This window comes from Neorhizobium galegae bv. orientalis str. HAMBI 540 (assembly GCF_000731315.1).
Classification (GTDB): Bacteria; Pseudomonadota; Alphaproteobacteria; order Rhizobiales; family Rhizobiaceae; genus Neorhizobium; species Neorhizobium galegae.
In genome coordinates, this window is the sequence record NZ_HG938353.1 from 928,300 (window position 1) to 946,575 (window position 18,276).

Consider the following 18,276-nt stretch of genomic DNA (forward strand, 5'->3'; position numbering starts at 1 on the left):
AGCCCAGAACGAAAAAAGGCGCCGCCGAAAAACGGGCGCCTATTCTTCTTTTGATATGCCGGATAGCGATCCGGGCAAAGGGCCGGATCAGAGATCGGCGGCTTCGGTCGATTCCGCCGGACGGGCCGGGCGTTCGGACGGATCCCGACCGACTTCGGCTTTCAGCGACACCAGGTCGATGAAGTGGTCGGCTTGGCGACGCAGGTCGTCGGCGATCATCGGGGGCTGGGTGGCCATGGTCGAAACCACGGAAACCTTGCGGCCCTTGCGCTGCAGCGCCTCGACGAGCGTAGTGAAGTCGCCGTCGCCGGAAAACAGCACGAGATGGTCTACGGTTTCCGACTGCTCCATGGCATCGATCGCAAGCTCGATATCCATGTTGCCCTTGATCTTGCGGCGGCCCATCGAGTCGGTAAATTCCTTGGCCGGCTTGGTGACGACCTTGTACCCGTTATAGTCGAGCCAGTCGATCAGCGGGCGGATGGAGGAATATTCCTGATCCTCAATCAGGGCGGTGTAATAATAGGCGCGAAGAAGATAACCGCGCTTTTGAAAGGCCTTCAGCAATTTCCGGTAATCGATGTCGAAACCGAGGCTTTTCGAAGCAGCGTAAAGATTTGCGCCGTCTATGAAGAGAGCAATCTTCTCCCTTGGGTCAAACATATGGTCTCCATCCCCTTTTCTTATGAACCTGCTTGGCAGGTGGAGGCCTGGTCAATATAAGCCGAGCCAAATCTCCGGAATAATCCACTACATTACGAACTATTCATATAACTGTCATTTATGGCACGATTCGCAATAATCCAAGCAGCTTGGGGTTGAATTTCGCCGGCACCCCCAGAAGGCGTGGCCTCACTTGCCGAAAGTCAATTATCAGGAAAAACTTGAATTTGCCGCGCAATGCCTGTATCGGGCGTATCAATTCCGAAAATCACTGATCAAAGGACAGGCAATGGCCCGTGTCACAGTAGAAGATTGCATCGACAAAGTCGACAACCGGTTCGAACTGGTCCTGCTCGCGAGCCACCGCGCCCGCCAGATCTCGCAGGGTGCTTCGATCACCATCGACCGCGACAATGACAAGAATCCTGTCGTCGCTCTTCGCGAAATCGCCGACGAGACGCTTTCGCCGGACGACCTCAAGGAAGACCTCATCCATTCGCTGCAGAAGCATGTCGAAGTCGACGAGCCCGAGCCCGATCCGGCTTCGCTGATCGCTGCCGGCGGCGTTGCCGTCGCCTCCGATCGCGACGAGGAAGACGACGCTCCGGAGACCGTCACCTTCGACCAGATGTCGGAAGAAGAACTGCTCGCCGGCATCGAAGGCCTCGTGCCGCCGGAAAAGAGTGACGATTACTAAGCGAAACACCTGCTTAGCAAGTTTTCGTTCATTCTCTCGCCCTAATCTGCTTGAATGTTTTATGATGGCTGCGCCAACCTTCCCGGTTGGCGCGCCATTTTCTTTTCGTCCGGTGCCCATTCGCAGGCACTGAAGCGGTATCGAGGACATTTTTCAGGATGATGCGGCAATACGAGCTCGTGGAGCGGGTTCAGAAATACAAACCCGAAGCCAACGAAGCTCTGCTCAACAAAGCCTATGTCTACGCCATGCAGAAGCATGGTCAGCAGAAGCGCGCCAGCGGCGACCCCTATATTTCCCACCCGCTGGAAGTCGCAGCCATCCTCACCGACATGCATCTCGACGAGTCGACCATCGCGGTCGCCCTGCTGCACGATACGATCGAGGACACCACTGCCACCCGCGCCGAGATCGACGAACTGTTCGGCGAGGATATCGGCCGGCTGGTCGAGGGGCTGACCAAGCTGAAACGCCTCGACCTCGTCTCGAAGAAAGCCAAGCAGGCGGAAAACCTGCGCAAGCTGCTGCTTGCCATTTCCGACGACGTGCGCGTCCTTCTCGTCAAGCTCGCCGACCGGCTGCACAACATGCGCACGCTCGAGCACATGAAGGCCGAGCAGAAGGCGCGCATTTCCGAAGAGACCATGGACATCTATGCGCCGCTTGCCGGCCGCATGGGCATGCAGGACATGCGCGACGAGCTGGAGGAACTGTCCTTCCGCTACATGAATCCCGAAGCCTACGACACCGTCACCGGCCGGCTCGCCGATCTCGAAGCCCGCAACGAGGGCCTGATCAAGAAGATCGAGGACGAGTTGCGCGAGCTGCTGATCGCCAACGGCCTCAAGGATGCCTTCGTCAAGGGTCGCCAGAAGAAGCCTTATTCGGTGTTTCGCAAGATGCAGTCGAAGTCGCTCTCCTTCGAGCAGCTTTCGGACGTCTATGGTTTCCGCATCGTGGTCGGCGACATTCCATCCTGTTACCGCGCGCTCGGCATCGTCCATACGCGTTGGCGCGTCGTGCCCGGCCGTTTCAAGGATTATATCTCGAACCCGAAGCAGAACGACTACCGCTCGATCCACACCACCATCGTCGGCCCCTCCCGCCAGCGCATCGAACTGCAGATACGCACCCAGCTGATGCAGGAAATCGCCGAATACGGGATCGCAGCGCATGCGCTCTACAAGGACGGCAGGGGCGGGGAACTGCTCCCGAAGGAGTCCAACGCCTATTCCTGGCTGCGGCACACCATCGAGTCGCTCGCCGAAGGCGACAATCCGGAAGAATTCCTGGAACATACCAAGCTCGAACTGTTCCAGGACCAGGTCTTCTGTTTCACGCCGAAGGGCAAGCTGATCGCGTTGCCGCGCGGCGCCACTCCGATCGACTTCGCCTACGCGGTCCACACCAATATCGGCAACACCACGGTCGGCGCCAAGATCAACGGCCGCATCATGCCGCTGGTGACGCGGCTCAACAATGGCGACGAAGTGGAGATCATCCGTTCCGGCGTGCAGGTGCCGCCCGCCGCCTGGGAAGAGATTGTCGTCACCGGTAAGGCGCGCTCGGCGATCCGCCGCGCCACCCGCATGGCGATCCGAAAGCAATATGCCGGTCTCGGCCACCGGATCCTGGAGCGCACCTTCGAGCGCGCCGGCAAGGTGTTTTCCCGCGAGACGCTGAAGCCCGCGCTGCCCCGTCTGGCGCACAAGGATGTCGAGGATGCGATCGCCGCCGTCGGCCGCGGCGAACTCTCCTCCCTCGACGTGCTGCGCGCCGTCTTCCCCGACTACAAGGACGAGCGTGTCACCGTGAAGCCGGCCGCCGACGATGGCTGGTTCAACATGCGTAGCGCCTCCGGCATGATCTTCAAGCTGCCGAACCAGCGGCGCGTCTCGCCGGAGGAGCTGGAAGCAGGCCCCGATCCGCTGCCGATCCGCGGCCTTTCGGGCAATCTGCAGGTACGCTTCGCGCCGAGCGGCGCCGTGCCCGGCGACCGCATCGTCGGCATCATGGAAAAGAACAAGGGCATCACCATCTACCCGATCCAGGCGTCCGCCCTGCAGCGGTTCGACGATCAGCCGGAAAGCTGGATCGACGTGCGCTGGGATCTCGACGAGGCCAACAAGTCCCGCTTCCTTGCCCGCATCGAGGTCAACACGCTGAACGAGCCGGGCACGCTCGCCACCGTCACCCAGACGATCGCCCATCTCGACATCAACATTCGCACGCTGACCATGGGCAGCAACCGCGCCGCCGACTTCTCCGAGATCACCATGGAAGTCGAGGTCTGGGACCTGCGCCAGCTGAACCAGCTGTTGAGTCAGCTGAAGGATCTCGACTGCGTGGCGAACCTCAAGCGGGTGTATGACTGAGAGACCGTTTGAAAAGGGGGCGGAAATTCGAGGTGGCCCCTGATTCAAGCTTCTGATGTGGAAACAGCGAATTCAGCGCGGATGGCTGTCGGTGTTGGGGTGCCCTGAACGTCTTTTGTTAGACGAGGCGAACACCTCGTAGATTGAACCGACACATCGGAGATTGGAAACATGGCGCTCAAGCGGATGGACAATGTAGGAATCGTCGTCGAAGACCTCGGCGTGACGATTGATTTCTTTCGCGAACTCGGCCTCGAGCTCGAAGGGCGGGCGACGATCGAAGGAGAATGGGCCGGACGCGTCACCGGGCTGGGCAATCAGCATGTCGAGATTGCGATGATGCGCACGCCGGACGGTCACAGCCGGATCGAGCTCTCCCGCTTCCTCACGCCGCCAATCGTCGAAGATCACCGGAACTCCCCGGTCAACGCGCTCGGCTACCTTCGCGTGATGTTCACCGTGGACGACATCGGCGAGACGCTTGAAAGGCTCCGCGCGCGCGGCGCTGAGCTCGTAGGCGAGGTCGTCGACTATCAAGACGCGTACCGGCTCTGCTACATACGCGGACCTGGCGGGCTTCTCATCGGACTGGCCCAGGAACTCACCTGAGGTCAGCCCTGCACCGTCTCCGCCTGGCTCACCATCGCAGCAGCCTCGCTCGCATCCCGCACGAATGCGCCTTGAGTGCGCAAGGTCGACTGCAGCTCGGCAATATCCACATTCCGCGGTGCCACGCCACGGTTGGCCGCAATGCCCGCCGCGACACCCGCCGCCTGTCCGGTCAGCCAGCACTGCGGAATTTCGCGCATGAAACCGTGGCTGTTCGCATCGCAGGAGATGTGCCGCCCGGCGGCCAGCAGTCCATCCAGCCTTGCCGGCACAAGTGCTCCGTACGGTACTGAGATCACCGGAAACTTCGGCGAGACCGAGGGACTGACGCCGATTTCATCCGGCAGAACGGCACCGACCGGCCACTGGCTGCGCTCGACCCGGCCGACACCGGCCAGACGCCGCGTGTGCCGGACGCCGAGCTGGGGCGCGCTGAGCAGCATATAGGCGTTCTGGAATCCCGGCGCATGCTTCCTGAAGAATTCGCAATGCGACTGCATGAACCGGTGGGAACGGATCTCCACCTCGGTCATGTCGTCGACATTGAGCGCCGAAAGCCCCGATTGCCGCGGGCCGAGGAACAGCGCGATATCGTTGCGCCAGGAAACGTAGGGTGTCTGGAAGAAGCCGAGCTTGTCCCGCCCGAGCGTGTTGAAGTCGGCAAAGGCCTGCTCTTGGGTGGCACGGAATGTCAGCCATGTTTCCATGTCCACGCCGCCCAGCATGAAGCCGGTATTCATCGAGTGATGGACGTCGCCTTCCTCGATATCGGCCTCGAAACTCGCTCCTGCGCGCGCAAAAACGTCGCCGTCGCCGGTGCAATCGACCACGACCTTGGCCATGATCCCCTGGCGCCCCTCCTTGCTTTCGAAGATGACGCCTTTTACCGCGCCGTCCTCGACCACCGGCGTCGCTGCCCAGGAATGGAAGACGATCCGCACGCCCGCCTCGATCAGCATTTCCTGCGAGATCAGCTTCAGTCTTTCGGGGTCGATCGTGGGCGCCCAGGTAACGATCCCATGAAAGGCGGAGGTGCGCAGCCGCCAGTATTTTGCGAGATCCGCGTCCCGCTGCCCCCACAGGCTCCTGTCCGGCCCGGCGACGGCTTCAGGGGGAAGGCGACCGAGAACCTCCTCGGCAAAGCCGCGAATGACCTGGCGTCCCTCCCAGTCGGTCATCCGGTCGATCCAGATCACCACGCCTCCGGTGGAAAGCCCGCCGAGATGGTTATAGCGCTCCAGCACCACGACCTCTGCCCCGGTTCGCGCAGCGGCGAGCGCTGCGGCGGTTCCGGATGGTCCGCCGCCCACGACCAGTACGTCGCAGCGATGATAGACCGGAACGTCGCGGGCCTCCTCCCGGAGAACGCCTTCGCCGTTGCGGCGCGGGAAGACATAGTGCCCCGATTCGAAGATATCGGAGCTCAGGAAGCGGTTCTCGTTCTGGCGTATCTCCTTCACCGAAACCTTCTGATCAGTCATGGCATCCTCCCTGATTTCTGCGGGCCGTCACGCCCGACGATCCCGAAGGTGATTTAGCCAAGGAAAAGCAGCCTGGAAAAGACACCAATACGCCGATAGAGCTTTCTCGATTCACGCTAGATGATGAAGCCCGGCTCCCGGCGGCTTCTTCCAGACGCCTATTTCCTGCGCATCCGGATTAACTCGCCATGCTTCTCACGCAGGGCTGACCAGCAGTTGCGGCGTTGGTAAAGCGCGACGCCGCGTCATATATTGGTGCAGTGCAATATAAGAGAGAAAGAAAACATCATGTTTGACTCAGTACGCAAGTTCGCCCGCGCTTTCCGCGTTCCCTCCACCCAGGACCGCGAAGTCGCCTACCTGAACGAATCCAAGGATCGGATCGACCTTGAATTCCGCATGCGCCAGGTCGACCGCGGCATGTTCCGCAAGTCGTCCTTCTAAGCGACACGTTCCGATCAGCCACCCGTTCGCGCGGAAAATCGCCGCGCGGCAGATGTAGGTCTTCCCCTGCCGCCTCGATGCGGCCGAAGGCCTGATCACCTCCGCGAAAACCTTGTCTCATGCGAGACGGGCAAATTTTCGCCATCATCTTCGGTTTGGGCTAAAGCCTGTTCGATCGAAGATTCCCGCAGCCGACGGATGAATATCCCGCTGCCGAACCAGATGCGCCCCAATGCCGTTTCGCCGCCGTACACCGCTTGCATTTCGTGAAAGACTGCGCCGTGCCGTCCTGCCTCCCAAGGGCTTTCGCCGCGTCCTCGATTATTATCGCCTGAAGGTCATGCGCATCGGCGGCTCGCCGCATGCGGTCGCGGCAGGCCTCGCGATCGGCGTGATCAGCGCCTGGACGCCGTTCCTCGGCCTCCACATCCTGTTTGCCATCCCGCTCGCCTATCTCTTCGGCGGCAGCATGATCGCCGCAGCCCTCGGCACCACGTTTGCCAATCCCATCACCTGTCCGATCATCTGGCCGCTCACCTGGAAGATCGGCGAGACGATGCTTGGGAACGAGGCTGCCGGCCATGACAATCTCGATCTCGGCCGGCTTTTTCACCACCTCGATTTCTCGCAGCTCTGGCGGCCGATCCTCGAGCCGATGCTGATCGGCTCCCTGCCGCCGGGCATCCTGTGCGGCCTGGTTTTCTACGCAGTCACCTATCTGGGCGTGCGCAGTTTCCGCAACCGGCGGCTGGAGCGCTTGACGGCACGGGCCGGAGCCCTCAAGTCAGTATAAAGACTGACGAGAACCGGCCTGGCGCCGTGAGGAAGATTTCATGATCATCGGCATGGGCAGTGACCTCATCGACATAAGACGCGTGGAAAAATCCATCGAGAGGTTTGGCGAGCGTTTCACCCATCGCTGTTTCACCGAGATCGAGCGAGCGAAATCCGACCGCCGCCAGAACCGCGCCGCCTCCTATGCCAAACGTTTCGCCGCCAAGGAAGCCTGTTCCAAGGCGCTCGGCACCGGCATCGCGCAAGGGGTGTTCTGGAAGGACATGGGCGTCGTCAACCTGCCCGGCGGACGCCCGACCATGGTGCTCACCAATGGCGCCGCCGAACGTCTCGCGAGCATGATGCCGGCGGGTCACGAAGCGGTTATTCACATCACGATCACCGACGAATACCCTTATGCGCAAGCCTTTGTGGTGATCGAAGCGCGCCTCGCAGCCTAATCGACCATTGCCGCCGCTTTGCGAAGGGTTTAGAGAACGCAAAACCGCTGGCAACAGCCGAGCCGAACAGAAAGACGTCAAACGTGTCCGACAAAGCCGAGACGAAGTCGCAGAACAGCCTCTGGGAAAACATCAAGGTCATCATCCAGGCTCTGCTGCTGGCGATGGTGATCCGCACCGTACTCTTCCAGCCTTTCACCATCCCGTCCGGCTCAATGATGCCGACTCTGCTCGTCGGCGACTATATCTTCGTCAACAAGTTCGCCTATGGTTATTCGAAATATTCGCTGCCGTTCTCGCCCGACCTGTTCTCGGGCCGTATCCTGGAATTCAACGAGCCGAAGCGCGGCGACGTCATCGTCTTCCGCCTGCCGAGCCATCCGGATATCGACTATATCAAGCGCCTGATCGGCCTGCCGGGCGACCGCGTCCAGGTCACCAACGGCGTGCTGTTCGTCAACGGCAAGCCGGTCCCCAAACAGGGCGACGGCGCCTTTACCTCCGATTACAGCCTCGATCCGGGCACCGACGTGCCGGTCTTCCGGGAAACGCTCGACAACGGTGTCACCTATGACACGCTCGACCATTCACCGGTTTCGCGCGGCGACAACACCCAGGAATTCGTGGTTCCGGCGGATCATTATTTCTTCATGGGCGACAACCGCGACAACTCGCTCGACAGCCGTTTCGACGTCGGTTACGTGCCCGCCGAAAACCTCGTCGGCCGCGCCAGCGTCATCTTCTTCTCGCTCGGCAATGACACCTCGTTCCGCGAAATCTGGAAATGGCCGACGAACATGCGCTGGGATCGGATTTTCAAGGTCGTCCGGTGATGAAGTCAAAGACGCTTTCGGCGGAGGAACGCGGCCAGCTTGAAAAAGCCATCGGTCATGAATTCGCCGACAAGCAATGGCTCGACCGGGCGCTCACCCATGCGAGCACCGGGTCGGCCAAGAGTGCCAATTACGAACGGCTGGAATTCCTGGGCGACCGGGTGCTCGGCCTCTGTGTCGCCGAACTGCTGTTCAAGACGTTCCGCACCGCCGCCGAAGGCGAGCTTTCGGTGCGTTTGAACCAGCTTGTCAGCGCCGATAGCTGCGCCATTGTCGCCGACGAACTGGAACTGCACCGCTTCATCCGCACCGGCGCCGACGTCAAGAAGCTGACCGGCAAGCGGATGATGAACGTGCGTGCCGATGTGGTCGAAAGCCTGATTGCTGCGCTCTATCTGGATGGCGGGCTGGAAGCTGCCCGCGGCTTCATCATCAGGTATTGGGAAGGCCGCGCCACCCGTGCCGACGGCGCGCGGCGCGATGCCAAGACCGAGCTGCAGGAATGGGCGCATGCGAAATTCGGCCTGACGCCCGCCTACCGGGTGGACGAACGCTCCGGCCCGGATCATGATCCGCGCTTCACGGTGACCGTCGAGGTTACGGGCGTGGCGCCGGAGACCGGTGAGGACCGTTCCAAGCGCGCCGCCGAACAGGTGGCCGCCACAAAGATGCTCGAACGCGAAGGCGTATGGCAGAAACCCTCTGCCGAACAATGAATTGGACACTATGACCGAAAACGACAACATCACCGGTGACGAGAACGAAGCAGGCCCGACCAATGCCGGCCCGACCCATTCCGGTTTCGTGGCGCTGATCGGCCCCACCAATGCCGGCAAATCGACGCTTCTCAATCGGCTCGTCGGCGCGAAGGTCTCGATTGTCAGCCACAAGGTGCAGACGACGCGTGCCATCGTGCGCGGCATCGCCATCCACAACAACGCACAGATCGTCTTCATGGATACGCCCGGCATCTTCAAGCCGCGCCGCAGGCTCGACCGCGCCATGGTGACATCGGCCTGGGGCGGCGCCAAGGATGCCGACCTGATCCTGCTGCTGATCGACAGCGAACGCGGCATCCGCGGCGATGCCGAGGCGATCCTGGAAGGCCTGAAGGAAGTTCATCAGCCGAAGATCCTGGTGCTCAACAAGATCGACCGCGTCCGTCACGAGGATCTGCTGAAGCTCACCGCCACGGCCAACGAGGCCGTGCCGTTCGAGCGCACCTTCATGGTCTCTGCCACCACCGGTTCCGGCTGCGGCGACCTGATGGATTATCTGGCCGACAAGCTGCCGGAAGGCCCCTGGTATTACCCGGAGGACCAGATCTCCGACCTGCCGATGCGCCAGCTGGCCGCCGAGATCACCCGAGAAAAGCTCTTCCTGCGCCTTCACCAGGAACTCCCCTACGCCAGCCATGTCGAGACGGAGAAATGGGAGGAGCGCAAGGACGGTTCGGTGCGCATCGAACAGGTGATCTACGTGGAGCGCGACAGCCAGAAGAAGATCGCGCTCGGCAAGAACGGCGACGCCATCAAGGCAATCTCCACCGCGTCCCGCAAGGAACTCTCCGAAATCCTCGAACAGCCGGTCCACCTCTTCCTGTTCGTCAAGGTCCGCGAGAACTGGGGCGACGATCCCGAGCGTTTTCGCGAGATGGGCCTGGAGTTCCCGAAGTCCTGAACTAACGCCGCCACGTGGCGGCGTAAACCGCCGCGAGCGATACCCACGGACGGAGTACTTCGCTAGCGATTTTTATCCATCATTATAATGACTTGCTAACGTTGAACCGAAGATCCAATTTATCGGCAAAATGGCGCGGAGAGTCATGAATGTCGGATGGCGGATCAGGAGAAGAAGACACGGGTTCGGATGATCCGAATTCCGTCGGCTTCTACAGTTGGGTCGTCCCGGAAAACAAGGTGTATGGCGATCAGGTGATTGCCTCCATATTCGGTGTTTCGGATCAGGAATTGGCAGCCGGCGCCCCGATCGAGAGGGTCATCCGGTACATCAACGAAGGCGATAGGCAGCGGGTCGCAAAGGCGATCCACGATGCGATCGTCACAGGGTTTGCCTACCAGGAAAACTACCGTGTCACCCATCCGGACGGGCGCCGGATCGACGTCGTGGCGAATGGCCGGTGTCTGCGCGATGCCGAGGGTGTCCCGTATATCTATTCAGGCACCGTGATGATCCAGCCCACGGCGGCTGCGGCGACCGATCCGCTGGAGCGCCATTGCCGCGCCGCTCTCGGGCTTGCCACCAAACGCCGCCAGATGCTCGCCGCGCGTTACCTCACGTCGGCGCTCAATGTGCTCGGCAAATAGGTTCCCGTCTTACTTCTGCCGGTCCATCAGCGCCCTGACCTCCAGGTAGCGGCGGCGACGGTCCTGGTCCTGTTCGTTGGGGCCGTAGCAGGTGTCGGAAATGCAGAAGCGCTGCAGGCGGAAGGGTTGTTGCCCCTTGTCGAACTCGCATTCGATCTCGCTGCTGAAATCGGTCGGCTTGGGGTCCTCGCGGGTGGAATAGGTCAGCCGCGCGCCCGGCGGATCCAGTTCCGGAAAGGACTGGACGATTCCCGTCTTGAGCGACGGCACCAGCAGGAAATTCTTGGCGACCGAGATGCAGGCCTGTTCGAGCTGTGGCGATTGCGCGGCAGCGGGCGAGGGAGCGAGAAGGGCGGCAGGCGAAGCGGCCAGGAGGGCAGCGGCGAGAAGGGCGTGTTTCATGAAGACTCCCAAGGGTCGTATTTGACGTGCGAATTTCGCTCAGGAATCCAAATGGAGGCCGATTTGTTCCAGGCAAGCCCATGGACACCTGCATCTTTGCCGTCGACCGGGGAAAGCAGAAACCGATTCAGTCCGAAGGACTTATGCTCTATTGTTGAATCGGCTCGGAAGGAGCTTGAACAGATACATGCAGTGGCAGGACGAAGCGATCATCATAGGCGTCAAGCGCCACGGCGAGACGAGCGTCATCGCCGAGCTGATGACCCGTGACCGCGGCCGGCATCTCGGCCTCGTCCGCTCCGGCCGCTCGCGGGCGATGCAGCCGGTGCTGCAGGCCGGCAACCGGGTCGAGGCCGTCTGGCGCGCGCGGCTCGACGAACATCTCGGCGAGTTCAAGCTGGAACCGATCCGGCTGCGCGCCGCCAAGCTGATGGAAACGGCGACCGCAGTCTACGGCGTCCAGGCCATGGGCGCGCTGCTGCGCCTGCTGCCGGAGCGTGATCCGCATCCGCATCTCTTCGAGGCGCTGGACATCATCCTCGATGCCTTCGACGACCCCTCCGATGCCGGCGAGCTTTTTGTGCGTTTCGAGCTCGCGGTGCTGAACGATCTCGGTTTCGGCCTCGACCTCACCGAATGCGCCGCGACCGGCGGACGCGAAAACCTCGTCTACGTCTCGCCGAAAACCGGCCGTGCCGTTTCCCGCGAGGCAGGCACGCCCTATGCCGACCGGATGCTGGCGCTGCCGGGGTTCTTGAGCGAAGGCGCCGCTTCGGCCGCCGACCGCGACAGCATGGCGGAGGCCTTCCGGCTCACCGGTTATTTCCTGCACCGCCACGTCTACGAACCTCGGGGCCTGACGGAAAACGCCGCCCGCGACGGCTTCGTCCAGGCGGCGCTGAAGGCGCTTTCGAGGGATGCGGAACGCCAGGCCGGGTGAGGGGCCTCTACTCCGCCGGCTGAGGCCGCAACAAGCCGCGGTCGACCGGCTTTTCCTGGATCGGCCAATGCACGATCGCGGCAAAGATGCCGAGTGCCACGCCGAGCCACCAGACCGGATCATACGAGCCGAATCGGTCGTAGAGATAACCGCCCATCCACACGCCGAGGAACGAGCCCACCTGGTGCGACAGGAAAACGATGCCGCCCAGGAGCCCGAGATGGCGCGTGCCGAACATGATGGCGACGAGCCCGTTGGTCGGCGGCACGGTGGAAAGCCACAAAAGCCCCATGACGATCGCAAACACGATCACCGAGACGGGCGTTTGCGGCAGGAGGAGGAAGGCGGTGACCGCGATCGACCGGGCGATGTAGATATAGGCGAGGAAATAGGGTTTTGAATAACGCTGGCCGATCATGCCCGCGCCGAACGAGCCGATGATGTTGAAGAAGCCGATCAGCGCCATGGCGATCACCGCGTAAGCGGGCGCGATGCCGATATCGCCGAGATAGGCCGGGAAATGCGCGGTGATGAAGGCCACCTGGAAACCGCAGACGAAAAAGCCGGAGGTCAGGAGAAGATAGCTCTGGTGGCCGAAGGCCTCGCGCAGCGCCTCGCCGACGGTCTGCTTGACCTCGGACTGCGACTGGGTGCCGGAGCTGGAATTGCCGCGCAGGGGATAGGCGAGCACCGGCACCAGCAGCATCAGCAAGGCGATATAGACGAGGCTGTCCGACCAGCCGTAGGTGCTGATTAGCGCTTGGCTCAATGGCGCAAACAGGAACATGCCGGCCGAACCCGCAGCCGTGCCGATGCCGAAGGCGACCGACCGCTGTTCGGGCGTCACGTTGCGGGCAAAGGCCGACAGGATGGTGCCGAACGAGCCGGCACCGACCGCAAGCCCGACTATCACGCCGCCGCTGAGATAGAGCACCGGGACCGAATGGGCAGTCGACATCAGGATCAGGCCGCAGGCGTAGAGCAGGCCGGAAAGGGTCAGCACCCGCCCGGTGCCGTATTTGTCGGCAAGCGCCCCGAACAACGGCTGGCCGAGCCCCCAGGCAAGGTTCTGGATCGCCATGGCGAGCGCGAAGGTGGAGCGGTCCCAGCCGGTGTCGTGGAGCATTGGCAGCTGGAAGAAGCCCATGGCCGAGCGCGGGCCGAAGGTCAGCATGGCGATCAGGGCACCGGCGACGATGATCAGCCAGGGCATGGAAGCCGGCCTCTGCCCCGAGGGGCGCACGGATGGCGATGCAGACGTGGGCATGGGGACCTCCTCGAACACAAGGAGCAAAACATACCGCGTGCACCGCTGTTGTTAAAACAACTTTTGCTCAATCAATCCATCACCGGGATTGATGATGCCGCCCTCTACGGCGTGCCCGGCGGATCGATCGCCGATGGGCTCATGCGCCCGAGCCGGGCTTCGCGCCAGATGGTAAAAATGCCGGCGCCGATGACGATTGCTACGCCGAGGATCATGTTGGCGGTCATCACCTCGCCGAACACGAAGACGCCGATCAGGCAGACCAGCACCGACTGGATATAGGACATCGGCTGCACGACCACCGCATCGAGCAGGTTGAAGGCGCGGATCAGAAGGTAATGCCCGCTCATGCCGGTGATGCAAAGCACCACCATCCACAGCCAGTCGGCGGGCGTGACCTGCGTCCAGTAGAACGGGCCGACAAAGGTGATCGTCACCGCGCCGACGACGCCGGTATAGAAAAAGGCCGTTTCGGACGTGTCGGTGCGGCTGGCAAGCCGGGTCATGACGGAATAGAGGCCGAACATCAGCGTCGCGACCATCGGGATGGCGATCGCCGCGTCGAAGGTGGCATTGAGCGGGTTGACGATCAGAAGGATGCCGATAAAGCCGACGCCGATCGCCGTCCACCGCCGCCAGCCGACCTTCTCGCCGAGAAACGGCACCGAAAGACAGGCGACCACCAGCGGCGTCGCCGCAAACATCGTGTGGCTGGCCGCCAGCCCGACATGCGAAAAGGAGAAGATCGAGATGACGATCTGCACCGCCAGAAGCGCACCGCGGGCAACCTGCAGCCAAGGCCGGCTGGCGCTTGCCGCAACCTTCAATCCGCCCGACGACCGGCTCGCCAGCGCAAACGCAAAGCCCGCGAATGCCCAGTAGCGGATCATGGTGATGAAGATCGGCGGATAGGCGCTGCCCAGATGTTTGGAAATCCCGTCCTGCAGCGAAAAGATCGTCACCGCCGCGATGGCGCAGATGAGGCCGGTGGACCGAGGGGTCATGAAGGCAGTCTCTTTCGGGGTGCCGCCCGGATGGAAATCCGGTCGGCGCATGGGAAGCAGGGCGGCTTATGGTGATGACCCGGTTGTGACCGTTCGGCAAGGGGCCGGACAACGTGATTTTACGAATAGCTGCCATGCGTGTGGCGGGGGAGTGGGGGTAACGTCCGTTTGCGCCAGAAGCGATCACTGCGCACGGCAATTGCATCAGCCAAATTGCGCCGAAGCAGTGGCGGAATTAGCAGGCATTTGGTGGTTGCAGATCGTGGATGCTGAGGATTAGTGGTTGATTTTAACTTCTGCTGACTTCACTATAAAGATGAAGATTTCTTGGAGAACCGCATCGGTTCAAACGCCAGTTTTATATGCCGGATCTCATGTCGCAATTCTCAGCCGCTGAACAGGGACTAGGATACATCTTCCAGCCCCGGTTGGCGTTACTTCAGGCTCTAGACTATCCCGAGGACTGCCTCGTCTACATGGAGCGTAACGATGACGTTGAATTCGTCGAGCAGGGTGGACGAATTTCGTTAGGCTCGGTGAAGCACAAGGCGGAGGGTGATCGACTGAGTGATCTGTCGATAGATTTCTGGAAATCGGTCCGGATCTGGCTCGTTACCTTCAAGGGGACTGGACGAACCGCCTCAAAGGCGCAATTTCAGCTCCTCACCACATCGGAAATTTCGGGAGGATCGTTCCTCGAACAGTTCGCGGAACACGACGCGGATGGCTTCAATAGAGCTCAGGGCGCGGCTGCCGCGCTAAAAAATAGCCGGTCGGAACTGATTGCCAAGATCAAGGACGAACTGGCAGACCTGACTGCAGAGGAGGCGAGCGACTTTTATTCTCGCATTACAATATTTCCTCAAACGCCAAGGATCGGAGACATTCCGGGCCTGATCAGCCGGCGGCTTATAACCGTGCGTAAGGAATCTCGAGCGGATCTATTCCAGCGCCTTGAAGGCTGGTGGATCGACCTGGTGATCCAAACGCTGACCGGCGTGCGAAAAGAGCCCATAAAGGTACAGGAGTTGCACGACCGGCTTGCGGTTCTTGCAGACGACTACAAGTTGGACAGTCTTCCCATCGAATTCAGTGATAAATTTCCGGAGGGCGACATTGATGCAAACACAGATCCACGTCGCTTCGTCGAGCAGTTGCGAGCGCTAAACCTACCTGCAGAACGCATCCGGTACGCGATCATCGACTACTACCGCGCCTTCGAGCAGCGCTCAAGTTGGGCGAGAGCGACCCTCATCGTGTCCGGCGAAATCGAAAGATACGAGGACAAGCTTGTTGAGGAGTGGGGCCGTTACAAAGCCGTGGTTTGCGAAAACATCACGGAAGAAAGTAAAGACGAGACATGCGTAGTTGCCGGGCGTGAGCTCTACAATTGGGCAGAGCGTTCAACTGGACAGCTTAGAATCCGCGAGCGCGTCGCCGAGCAATATGTTGTACGCGGCACCTTTCATATTCTGGCAAACGGTAGCCCGGAACCTCGCATCCATTGGCATCCCCGCTTCCTTCAACAGATCGCCAAGATCCTTGAGGTCGCGGCATGAAGCAGTGGGTCAATCGCCCCATCGAAATTCGTAACCTGTTCAACCCTGCATTCTGTGGCCTGGTTCTGCATCGTGCTATCGCGAGTTTTCAGGAGAAAGACGCGCGGGGAATTCCGTTCTCGTTGTCACTGCTGATCCTTCCCTTGAGCCTTCAACAGGGATCCCGCGAAATCCTGCAGACTGGTAGTCGAAGCTACCTCCTCAAGGTAATTGCAGAACATCCCGAACTCCTCGTCGGATTCTCAGATCGCTGTGCGGACGTATTGCCCTTTACGTTCGAAGGGTTAGGCCTGCTCATGCATGTCGGCGCGCTTACGGTTACGACGGAAGGATTTCTGGTTCCGGGAGACAGCCGGGTCGTCAAGAGCGTCAACGGGAGTGAGGAATCCAAGGCTTGCCAGCGAGTAGCCGCTTATTTGGGTAAGCAATTTGCCCTGATTGGCGATCGAGGGACTATCTACACAACGCTTGGAATTCGGCCATGAAAATCAAATCAATCCACATTTACAGTGTTGACGGGCGCCGGCGGGACGTGGCCTTTCACGATGGGCTCAATGTTATCACCGGCCGATCTTCGACGGGTAAGTCCGCGCTTTCAGATATCATTGAATACTGCATGGGGCGATCGACTTTCAACGTTCCGGAAGGCGTCATTCGTGATCGTGTGGTTTGGTTCTCAGTAATTTTCCGGTTTACTGGCGAGGAAGTCCTGGTCGCCAAGCCGGCGCCCTCGCCTGGGGCGCAAAGTTTGAGCATGGCGATGGTACGCCGTGGAGCTAAGCTAGAAGCGCCCCCGTTCCCTGAGCTTGCGGTCAATGACAGCGATGATGGAGTCGTGGCGCTGCTGACGCACCTGTTGGGCATTCCAGAAAACACCACCGAGGTTCCACTTGAAAGCAGTAGGGTGAGCTTTGATGCTAACGTGAAGCATAGCTTCTATTACTTGTTCCAAAAGCAGGGATTGGTCACGAACAAGGAGCAGTTATTTTATCGGCAGAACGAACCGCAGCAACCTCAGACCATCAAGGACACCCTACCCATACTTCTCGGCGTATCCGGACGAGACAAGTTCACGCTCGAATCGCAGCTTCGCATGGCTCAGCGGGAACTGCGCCTTAACACGAAGCTTCTTCAGCAGGCTCGTGAGGCAATCGACAATTCCGAAGAGCGAGCTATCGGCCTTCTTTCGGAAGCCCGTGCGGTTGAGATTCCGCTTGGAGACGACGAAACGGCAGTCATCGCGCTTCTCCGTCGTGCACTGAACTGGCAACCCACTCCGATCCCGCAAGACGATGGTACCAGGATCTCAAGCATTGAAGGAACGTTGCTCGACCTACGCGACAGGCGTCGCGAAGTTCAGCGCCGTATTGAAGGCGCCGAGCAGTTCTCCAAGCGGTCGAAAGGCTTTGAAGTGGAGGCCAGTGAGCAACGTGACAGACTGAACTCAATCAAGGCCTTGCCGGTTAACAGGGCGACTGGCGAGTGGCAATGGCCATTCGCTCAGGTCAATCTTGGAATGGAAGGACCTATCGCCCAGATTCTATTGAGCGAGCTTGGGTCGTTAGACGACGAGCTTGCTGCGGTTACTGGCGAGAGGCCTGTATTGGCTGCCTATCTCGTTGAGCAAGAAAAAGCGCTGGTTGAGATTGGCGACCAAATCCGAACAAAAGAGGTGGAACTCTCCTCCGCCATCGCTTCAAGCGAAATGGCAACGGCGCTAGGCAACCGAAACAACGCGGCGTCGCGTGTAGTCGGTCGGATAAGCCTGTTCCTCGAAGGTATCATTCCCAACAAAGAGCTACTTCATCTCCAGGCTGAGGAGCGCCGGCTCAAAGCTCGGATAGCCGATTTGGAGGAGCGCCTCGGCACTGACGATTCTGATGCGAGACTGATGTCGACGCTAAGCAACATCGGCCTTCATATGTCTGGGTACATCGCCGCCCTCGGCGGCGAGTTTTCTGAGTTCCCGGCACGGCTCGATATGCACAACTTGACCGTGGTGATAGATCGTCCTGGCAGACCGATTTACATGAACAGGACCGGTGGCGGCGAGAACCATCTCGCTTACCATCTGGCGGCGCTCTTGTCTTTGCACCGGTTTGCGACGACATACGGGCACCCAATACCTCGCTTCATGCTGATTGATCAGCCTAGCCAAGTCTACTTTCCTTCCGACGCTTCTTACATTGCGGCGGGTGGTTCGGTGGAGCAAACTGAAAGCCAGAAGGACGCGGACCTGGAAGCGGTTCGCCGGTTGTTCGAAATGCTGTATCGATTTGTCACCGAGGATGCGCCTGGATTTCAGCTCATTGTGACGGAACACGCAAACTTGCGAGACGATTGGTTCCAGCAATCGCTTGTTGAGACGCCGTGGGCAAAGCCGCCAGCGTTGGTGCCGGACGATTGGCCTGAAGTGCCGCTGCAATGACCTTAGGCTGCT

Annotated in this window: 19 protein-coding genes; 14 read left to right on the plus strand and 5 right to left on the minus strand. The window is 60.3% G+C overall.

The window, feature by feature from the left end:
• Window positions 1-87: 87 nt before the first annotated feature.
• Complete coding sequence (locus RG540_RS04740) at window positions 88-663, minus strand: LabA-like NYN domain-containing protein (protein ID WP_038585174.1); 576 nt, start codon at window positions 661-663, stop codon at window positions 88-90.
• A gap of 289 nt (window positions 664-952) precedes the next feature.
• On the opposite strand from RG540_RS04740, the gene rpoZ reads away from it, so the two are divergent.
• The 3 genes from rpoZ to RG540_RS04755 all read left to right on the plus strand — a co-directional run bounded on the left by rpoZ (window position 953) and on the right by RG540_RS04755 (window position 4,344).
• Entirely contained in the window at window positions 953-1,360 is a 408-nt protein-coding gene (gene rpoZ / locus RG540_RS04745; protein ID WP_037080919.1) for a DNA-directed RNA polymerase subunit omega, read from the plus strand.
• 158 nt (window positions 1,361-1,518) lie between these two features.
• Window positions 1,519-3,735, plus strand: coding sequence for a RelA/SpoT family protein (locus tag RG540_RS04750; RefSeq protein ID WP_038585177.1), 2,217 nt, complete (start codon window positions 1,519-1,521; stop codon window positions 3,733-3,735).
• 171 nt (window positions 3,736-3,906) lie between these two features.
• The gene (locus RG540_RS04755; RefSeq protein ID WP_038585180.1) at window positions 3,907-4,344 is read left to right on the plus strand and encodes a VOC family protein; all 438 of its coding nucleotides are present in this window, start codon (window positions 3,907-3,909) and stop codon (window positions 4,342-4,344) included.
• Between the two features lie 2 nt (window positions 4,345-4,346).
• On the opposite strand, the gene RG540_RS04760 is transcribed toward RG540_RS04755, so the two are convergent.
• Entirely contained in the window at window positions 4,347-5,825 is a 1,479-nt protein-coding gene (locus tag RG540_RS04760) for an FAD-dependent oxidoreductase (RefSeq protein ID WP_174479277.1), read from the minus strand.
• Between the two features lie 288 nt (window positions 5,826-6,113).
• On the opposite strand from RG540_RS04760, the gene RG540_RS31345 reads away from it, so the two are divergent.
• The 7 genes from RG540_RS31345 (at window position 6,114) to RG540_RS04790 (ending at window position 10,664) form a co-directional block, all read left to right on the plus strand.
• A complete protein-coding gene (locus RG540_RS31345) occupies window positions 6,114-6,269 on the plus strand; it encodes a DUF3563 family protein (RefSeq protein WP_065814410.1) in 156 nt (51 codons plus the stop codon).
• A gap of 232 nt (window positions 6,270-6,501) precedes the next feature.
• Window positions 6,502-7,062: a DUF2062 domain-containing protein gene (locus tag RG540_RS04765; protein WP_038585182.1), complete on the plus strand. Its 561-nt coding sequence runs from the start codon at window positions 6,502-6,504 to the stop codon at window positions 7,060-7,062.
• Between the two features lie 40 nt (window positions 7,063-7,102).
• The gene (acpS, locus tag RG540_RS04770) at window positions 7,103-7,504 is read left to right on the plus strand and encodes a holo-ACP synthase (RefSeq protein ID WP_038585184.1); all 402 of its coding nucleotides are present in this window, start codon (window positions 7,103-7,105) and stop codon (window positions 7,502-7,504) included.
• Between the two features lie 83 nt (window positions 7,505-7,587).
• The gene (gene lepB, locus RG540_RS04775; protein WP_038585187.1) at window positions 7,588-8,337 is read left to right on the plus strand and encodes a signal peptidase I; all 750 of its coding nucleotides are present in this window, start codon (window positions 7,588-7,590) and stop codon (window positions 8,335-8,337) included.
• Complete coding sequence (gene rnc, locus RG540_RS04780) at window positions 8,334-9,053, plus strand: ribonuclease III (RefSeq protein ID WP_038593066.1); 720 nt, start codon at window positions 8,334-8,336, stop codon at window positions 9,051-9,053. Before lepB ends, rnc begins: the two co-directional genes overlap by 4 nt.
• A 10-nt stretch (window positions 9,054-9,063) precedes the next feature.
• Window positions 9,064-10,017, plus strand: coding sequence for a GTPase Era (gene era, locus RG540_RS04785; protein WP_038585191.1), 954 nt, complete (start codon window positions 9,064-9,066; stop codon window positions 10,015-10,017).
• 149 nt (window positions 10,018-10,166) lie between these two features.
• Entirely contained in the window at window positions 10,167-10,664 is a 498-nt protein-coding gene (locus RG540_RS04790; RefSeq protein WP_038585193.1) for a PAS domain-containing protein, read from the plus strand.
• A gap of 9 nt (window positions 10,665-10,673) precedes the next feature.
• Here the strand turns inward: RG540_RS04790 and RG540_RS04795 are convergent, their stop codons facing one another.
• A complete protein-coding gene (locus RG540_RS04795; RefSeq protein ID WP_051909241.1) occupies window positions 10,674-11,066 on the minus strand; it encodes a hypothetical protein in 393 nt (130 codons plus the stop codon).
• A gap of 187 nt (window positions 11,067-11,253) precedes the next feature.
• Here RG540_RS04795 and recO point away from each other — a divergent pair, with 187 nt between their 5' ends.
• Complete coding sequence (gene recO, locus RG540_RS04800) at window positions 11,254-12,006, plus strand: DNA repair protein RecO (protein WP_038585196.1); 753 nt, start codon at window positions 11,254-11,256, stop codon at window positions 12,004-12,006.
• Between the two features lie 7 nt (window positions 12,007-12,013).
• Here the strand turns inward: recO and RG540_RS04805 are convergent, their stop codons facing one another.
• Together RG540_RS04805 and RG540_RS04810 are read right to left on the minus strand one after the other, a co-directional pair.
• Window positions 12,014-13,273 carry an MFS transporter gene (locus RG540_RS04805; protein ID WP_038585199.1) on the minus strand — a complete coding sequence of 420 codons (1,260 nt, stop codon included), beginning with the start codon at window positions 13,271-13,273 and terminating at the stop codon, window positions 12,014-12,016.
• A gap of 104 nt (window positions 13,274-13,377) precedes the next feature.
• Window positions 13,378-14,277, minus strand: coding sequence for a DMT family transporter (locus RG540_RS04810; protein WP_038593072.1), 900 nt, complete (start codon window positions 14,275-14,277; stop codon window positions 13,378-13,380).
• A 476-nt stretch (window positions 14,278-14,753) separates the two neighbouring features.
• On the opposite strand from RG540_RS04810, the gene RG540_RS04815 reads away from it, so the two are divergent.
• Genes RG540_RS04815 through RG540_RS04825 form a run of 3 tightly spaced genes read left to right on the plus strand, consistent with a single transcriptional unit; the run spans window position 14,754 to window position 18,264 of the window.
• Complete coding sequence (locus tag RG540_RS04815; RefSeq protein WP_244446620.1) at window positions 14,754-15,836, plus strand: ABC-three component system protein; 1,083 nt, start codon at window positions 14,754-14,756, stop codon at window positions 15,834-15,836.
• Window positions 15,833-16,321 carry a three component ABC system middle component gene (locus tag RG540_RS04820; protein ID WP_038585205.1) on the plus strand — a complete coding sequence of 163 codons (489 nt, stop codon included), beginning with the start codon at window positions 15,833-15,835 and terminating at the stop codon, window positions 16,319-16,321. The genes RG540_RS04815 and RG540_RS04820 overlap by 4 nt, the downstream gene beginning before the upstream one ends.
• The gene (locus RG540_RS04825) at window positions 16,318-18,264 is read left to right on the plus strand and encodes a DUF3732 domain-containing protein (protein ID WP_038585207.1); all 1,947 of its coding nucleotides are present in this window, start codon (window positions 16,318-16,320) and stop codon (window positions 18,262-18,264) included. Before RG540_RS04820 ends, RG540_RS04825 begins: the two co-directional genes overlap by 4 nt.
• Window positions 18,265-18,276 lie beyond the last annotated feature (12 nt).

Excerpts from the sequence above, each read along its gene's own strand:
- RG540_RS04740 (WP_038585174.1), bottom strand. The coding sequence starts at position 663 with ATGTTTGACCCAAGGGAGAAGATTGCTCTCTTCATAGACGGCGCAAAT.
- rpoZ (WP_037080919.1), top strand. The coding sequence starts at position 953 with ATGGCCCGTGTCACAGTAGAAGATTGCATCGACAAAGTCGACAACCGG.
- RG540_RS04750 (WP_038585177.1), top strand. The coding sequence starts at position 1,519 with ATGATGCGGCAATACGAGCTCGTGGAGCGGGTTCAGAAATACAAACCC.
- RG540_RS04755 (WP_038585180.1), top strand. The coding sequence starts at position 3,907 with ATGGCGCTCAAGCGGATGGACAATGTAGGAATCGTCGTCGAAGACCTC.
- RG540_RS04760 (WP_174479277.1), bottom strand. The coding sequence starts at position 5,825 with ATGACTGATCAGAAGGTTTCGGTGAAGGAGATACGCCAGAACGAGAAC.
- RG540_RS31345 (WP_065814410.1), top strand. The coding sequence starts at position 6,114 with ATGTTTGACTCAGTACGCAAGTTCGCCCGCGCTTTCCGCGTTCCCTCC.
- RG540_RS04765 (WP_038585182.1), top strand. The coding sequence starts at position 6,502 with ATGCCGTTTCGCCGCCGTACACCGCTTGCATTTCGTGAAAGACTGCGC.
- acpS (WP_038585184.1), top strand. The coding sequence starts at position 7,103 with ATGATCATCGGCATGGGCAGTGACCTCATCGACATAAGACGCGTGGAA.
- era (WP_038585191.1), top strand. The coding sequence starts at position 9,064 with ATGACCGAAAACGACAACATCACCGGTGACGAGAACGAAGCAGGCCCG.
- RG540_RS04790 (WP_038585193.1), top strand. The coding sequence starts at position 10,167 with ATGTCGGATGGCGGATCAGGAGAAGAAGACACGGGTTCGGATGATCCG.
- RG540_RS04795 (WP_051909241.1), bottom strand. The coding sequence starts at position 11,066 with ATGAAACACGCCCTTCTCGCCGCTGCCCTCCTGGCCGCTTCGCCTGCC.
- recO (WP_038585196.1), top strand. The coding sequence starts at position 11,254 with ATGCAGTGGCAGGACGAAGCGATCATCATAGGCGTCAAGCGCCACGGC.
- RG540_RS04805 (WP_038585199.1), bottom strand. The coding sequence starts at position 13,273 with ATGCCCACGTCTGCATCGCCATCCGTGCGCCCCTCGGGGCAGAGGCCG.
- RG540_RS04810 (WP_038593072.1), bottom strand. The coding sequence starts at position 14,277 with ATGACCCCTCGGTCCACCGGCCTCATCTGCGCCATCGCGGCGGTGACG.
- RG540_RS04815 (WP_244446620.1), top strand. The coding sequence starts at position 14,754 with ATGGAGCGTAACGATGACGTTGAATTCGTCGAGCAGGGTGGACGAATT.
- RG540_RS04820 (WP_038585205.1), top strand. The coding sequence starts at position 15,833 with ATGAAGCAGTGGGTCAATCGCCCCATCGAAATTCGTAACCTGTTCAAC.
- RG540_RS04825 (WP_038585207.1), top strand. The coding sequence starts at position 16,318 with ATGAAAATCAAATCAATCCACATTTACAGTGTTGACGGGCGCCGGCGG.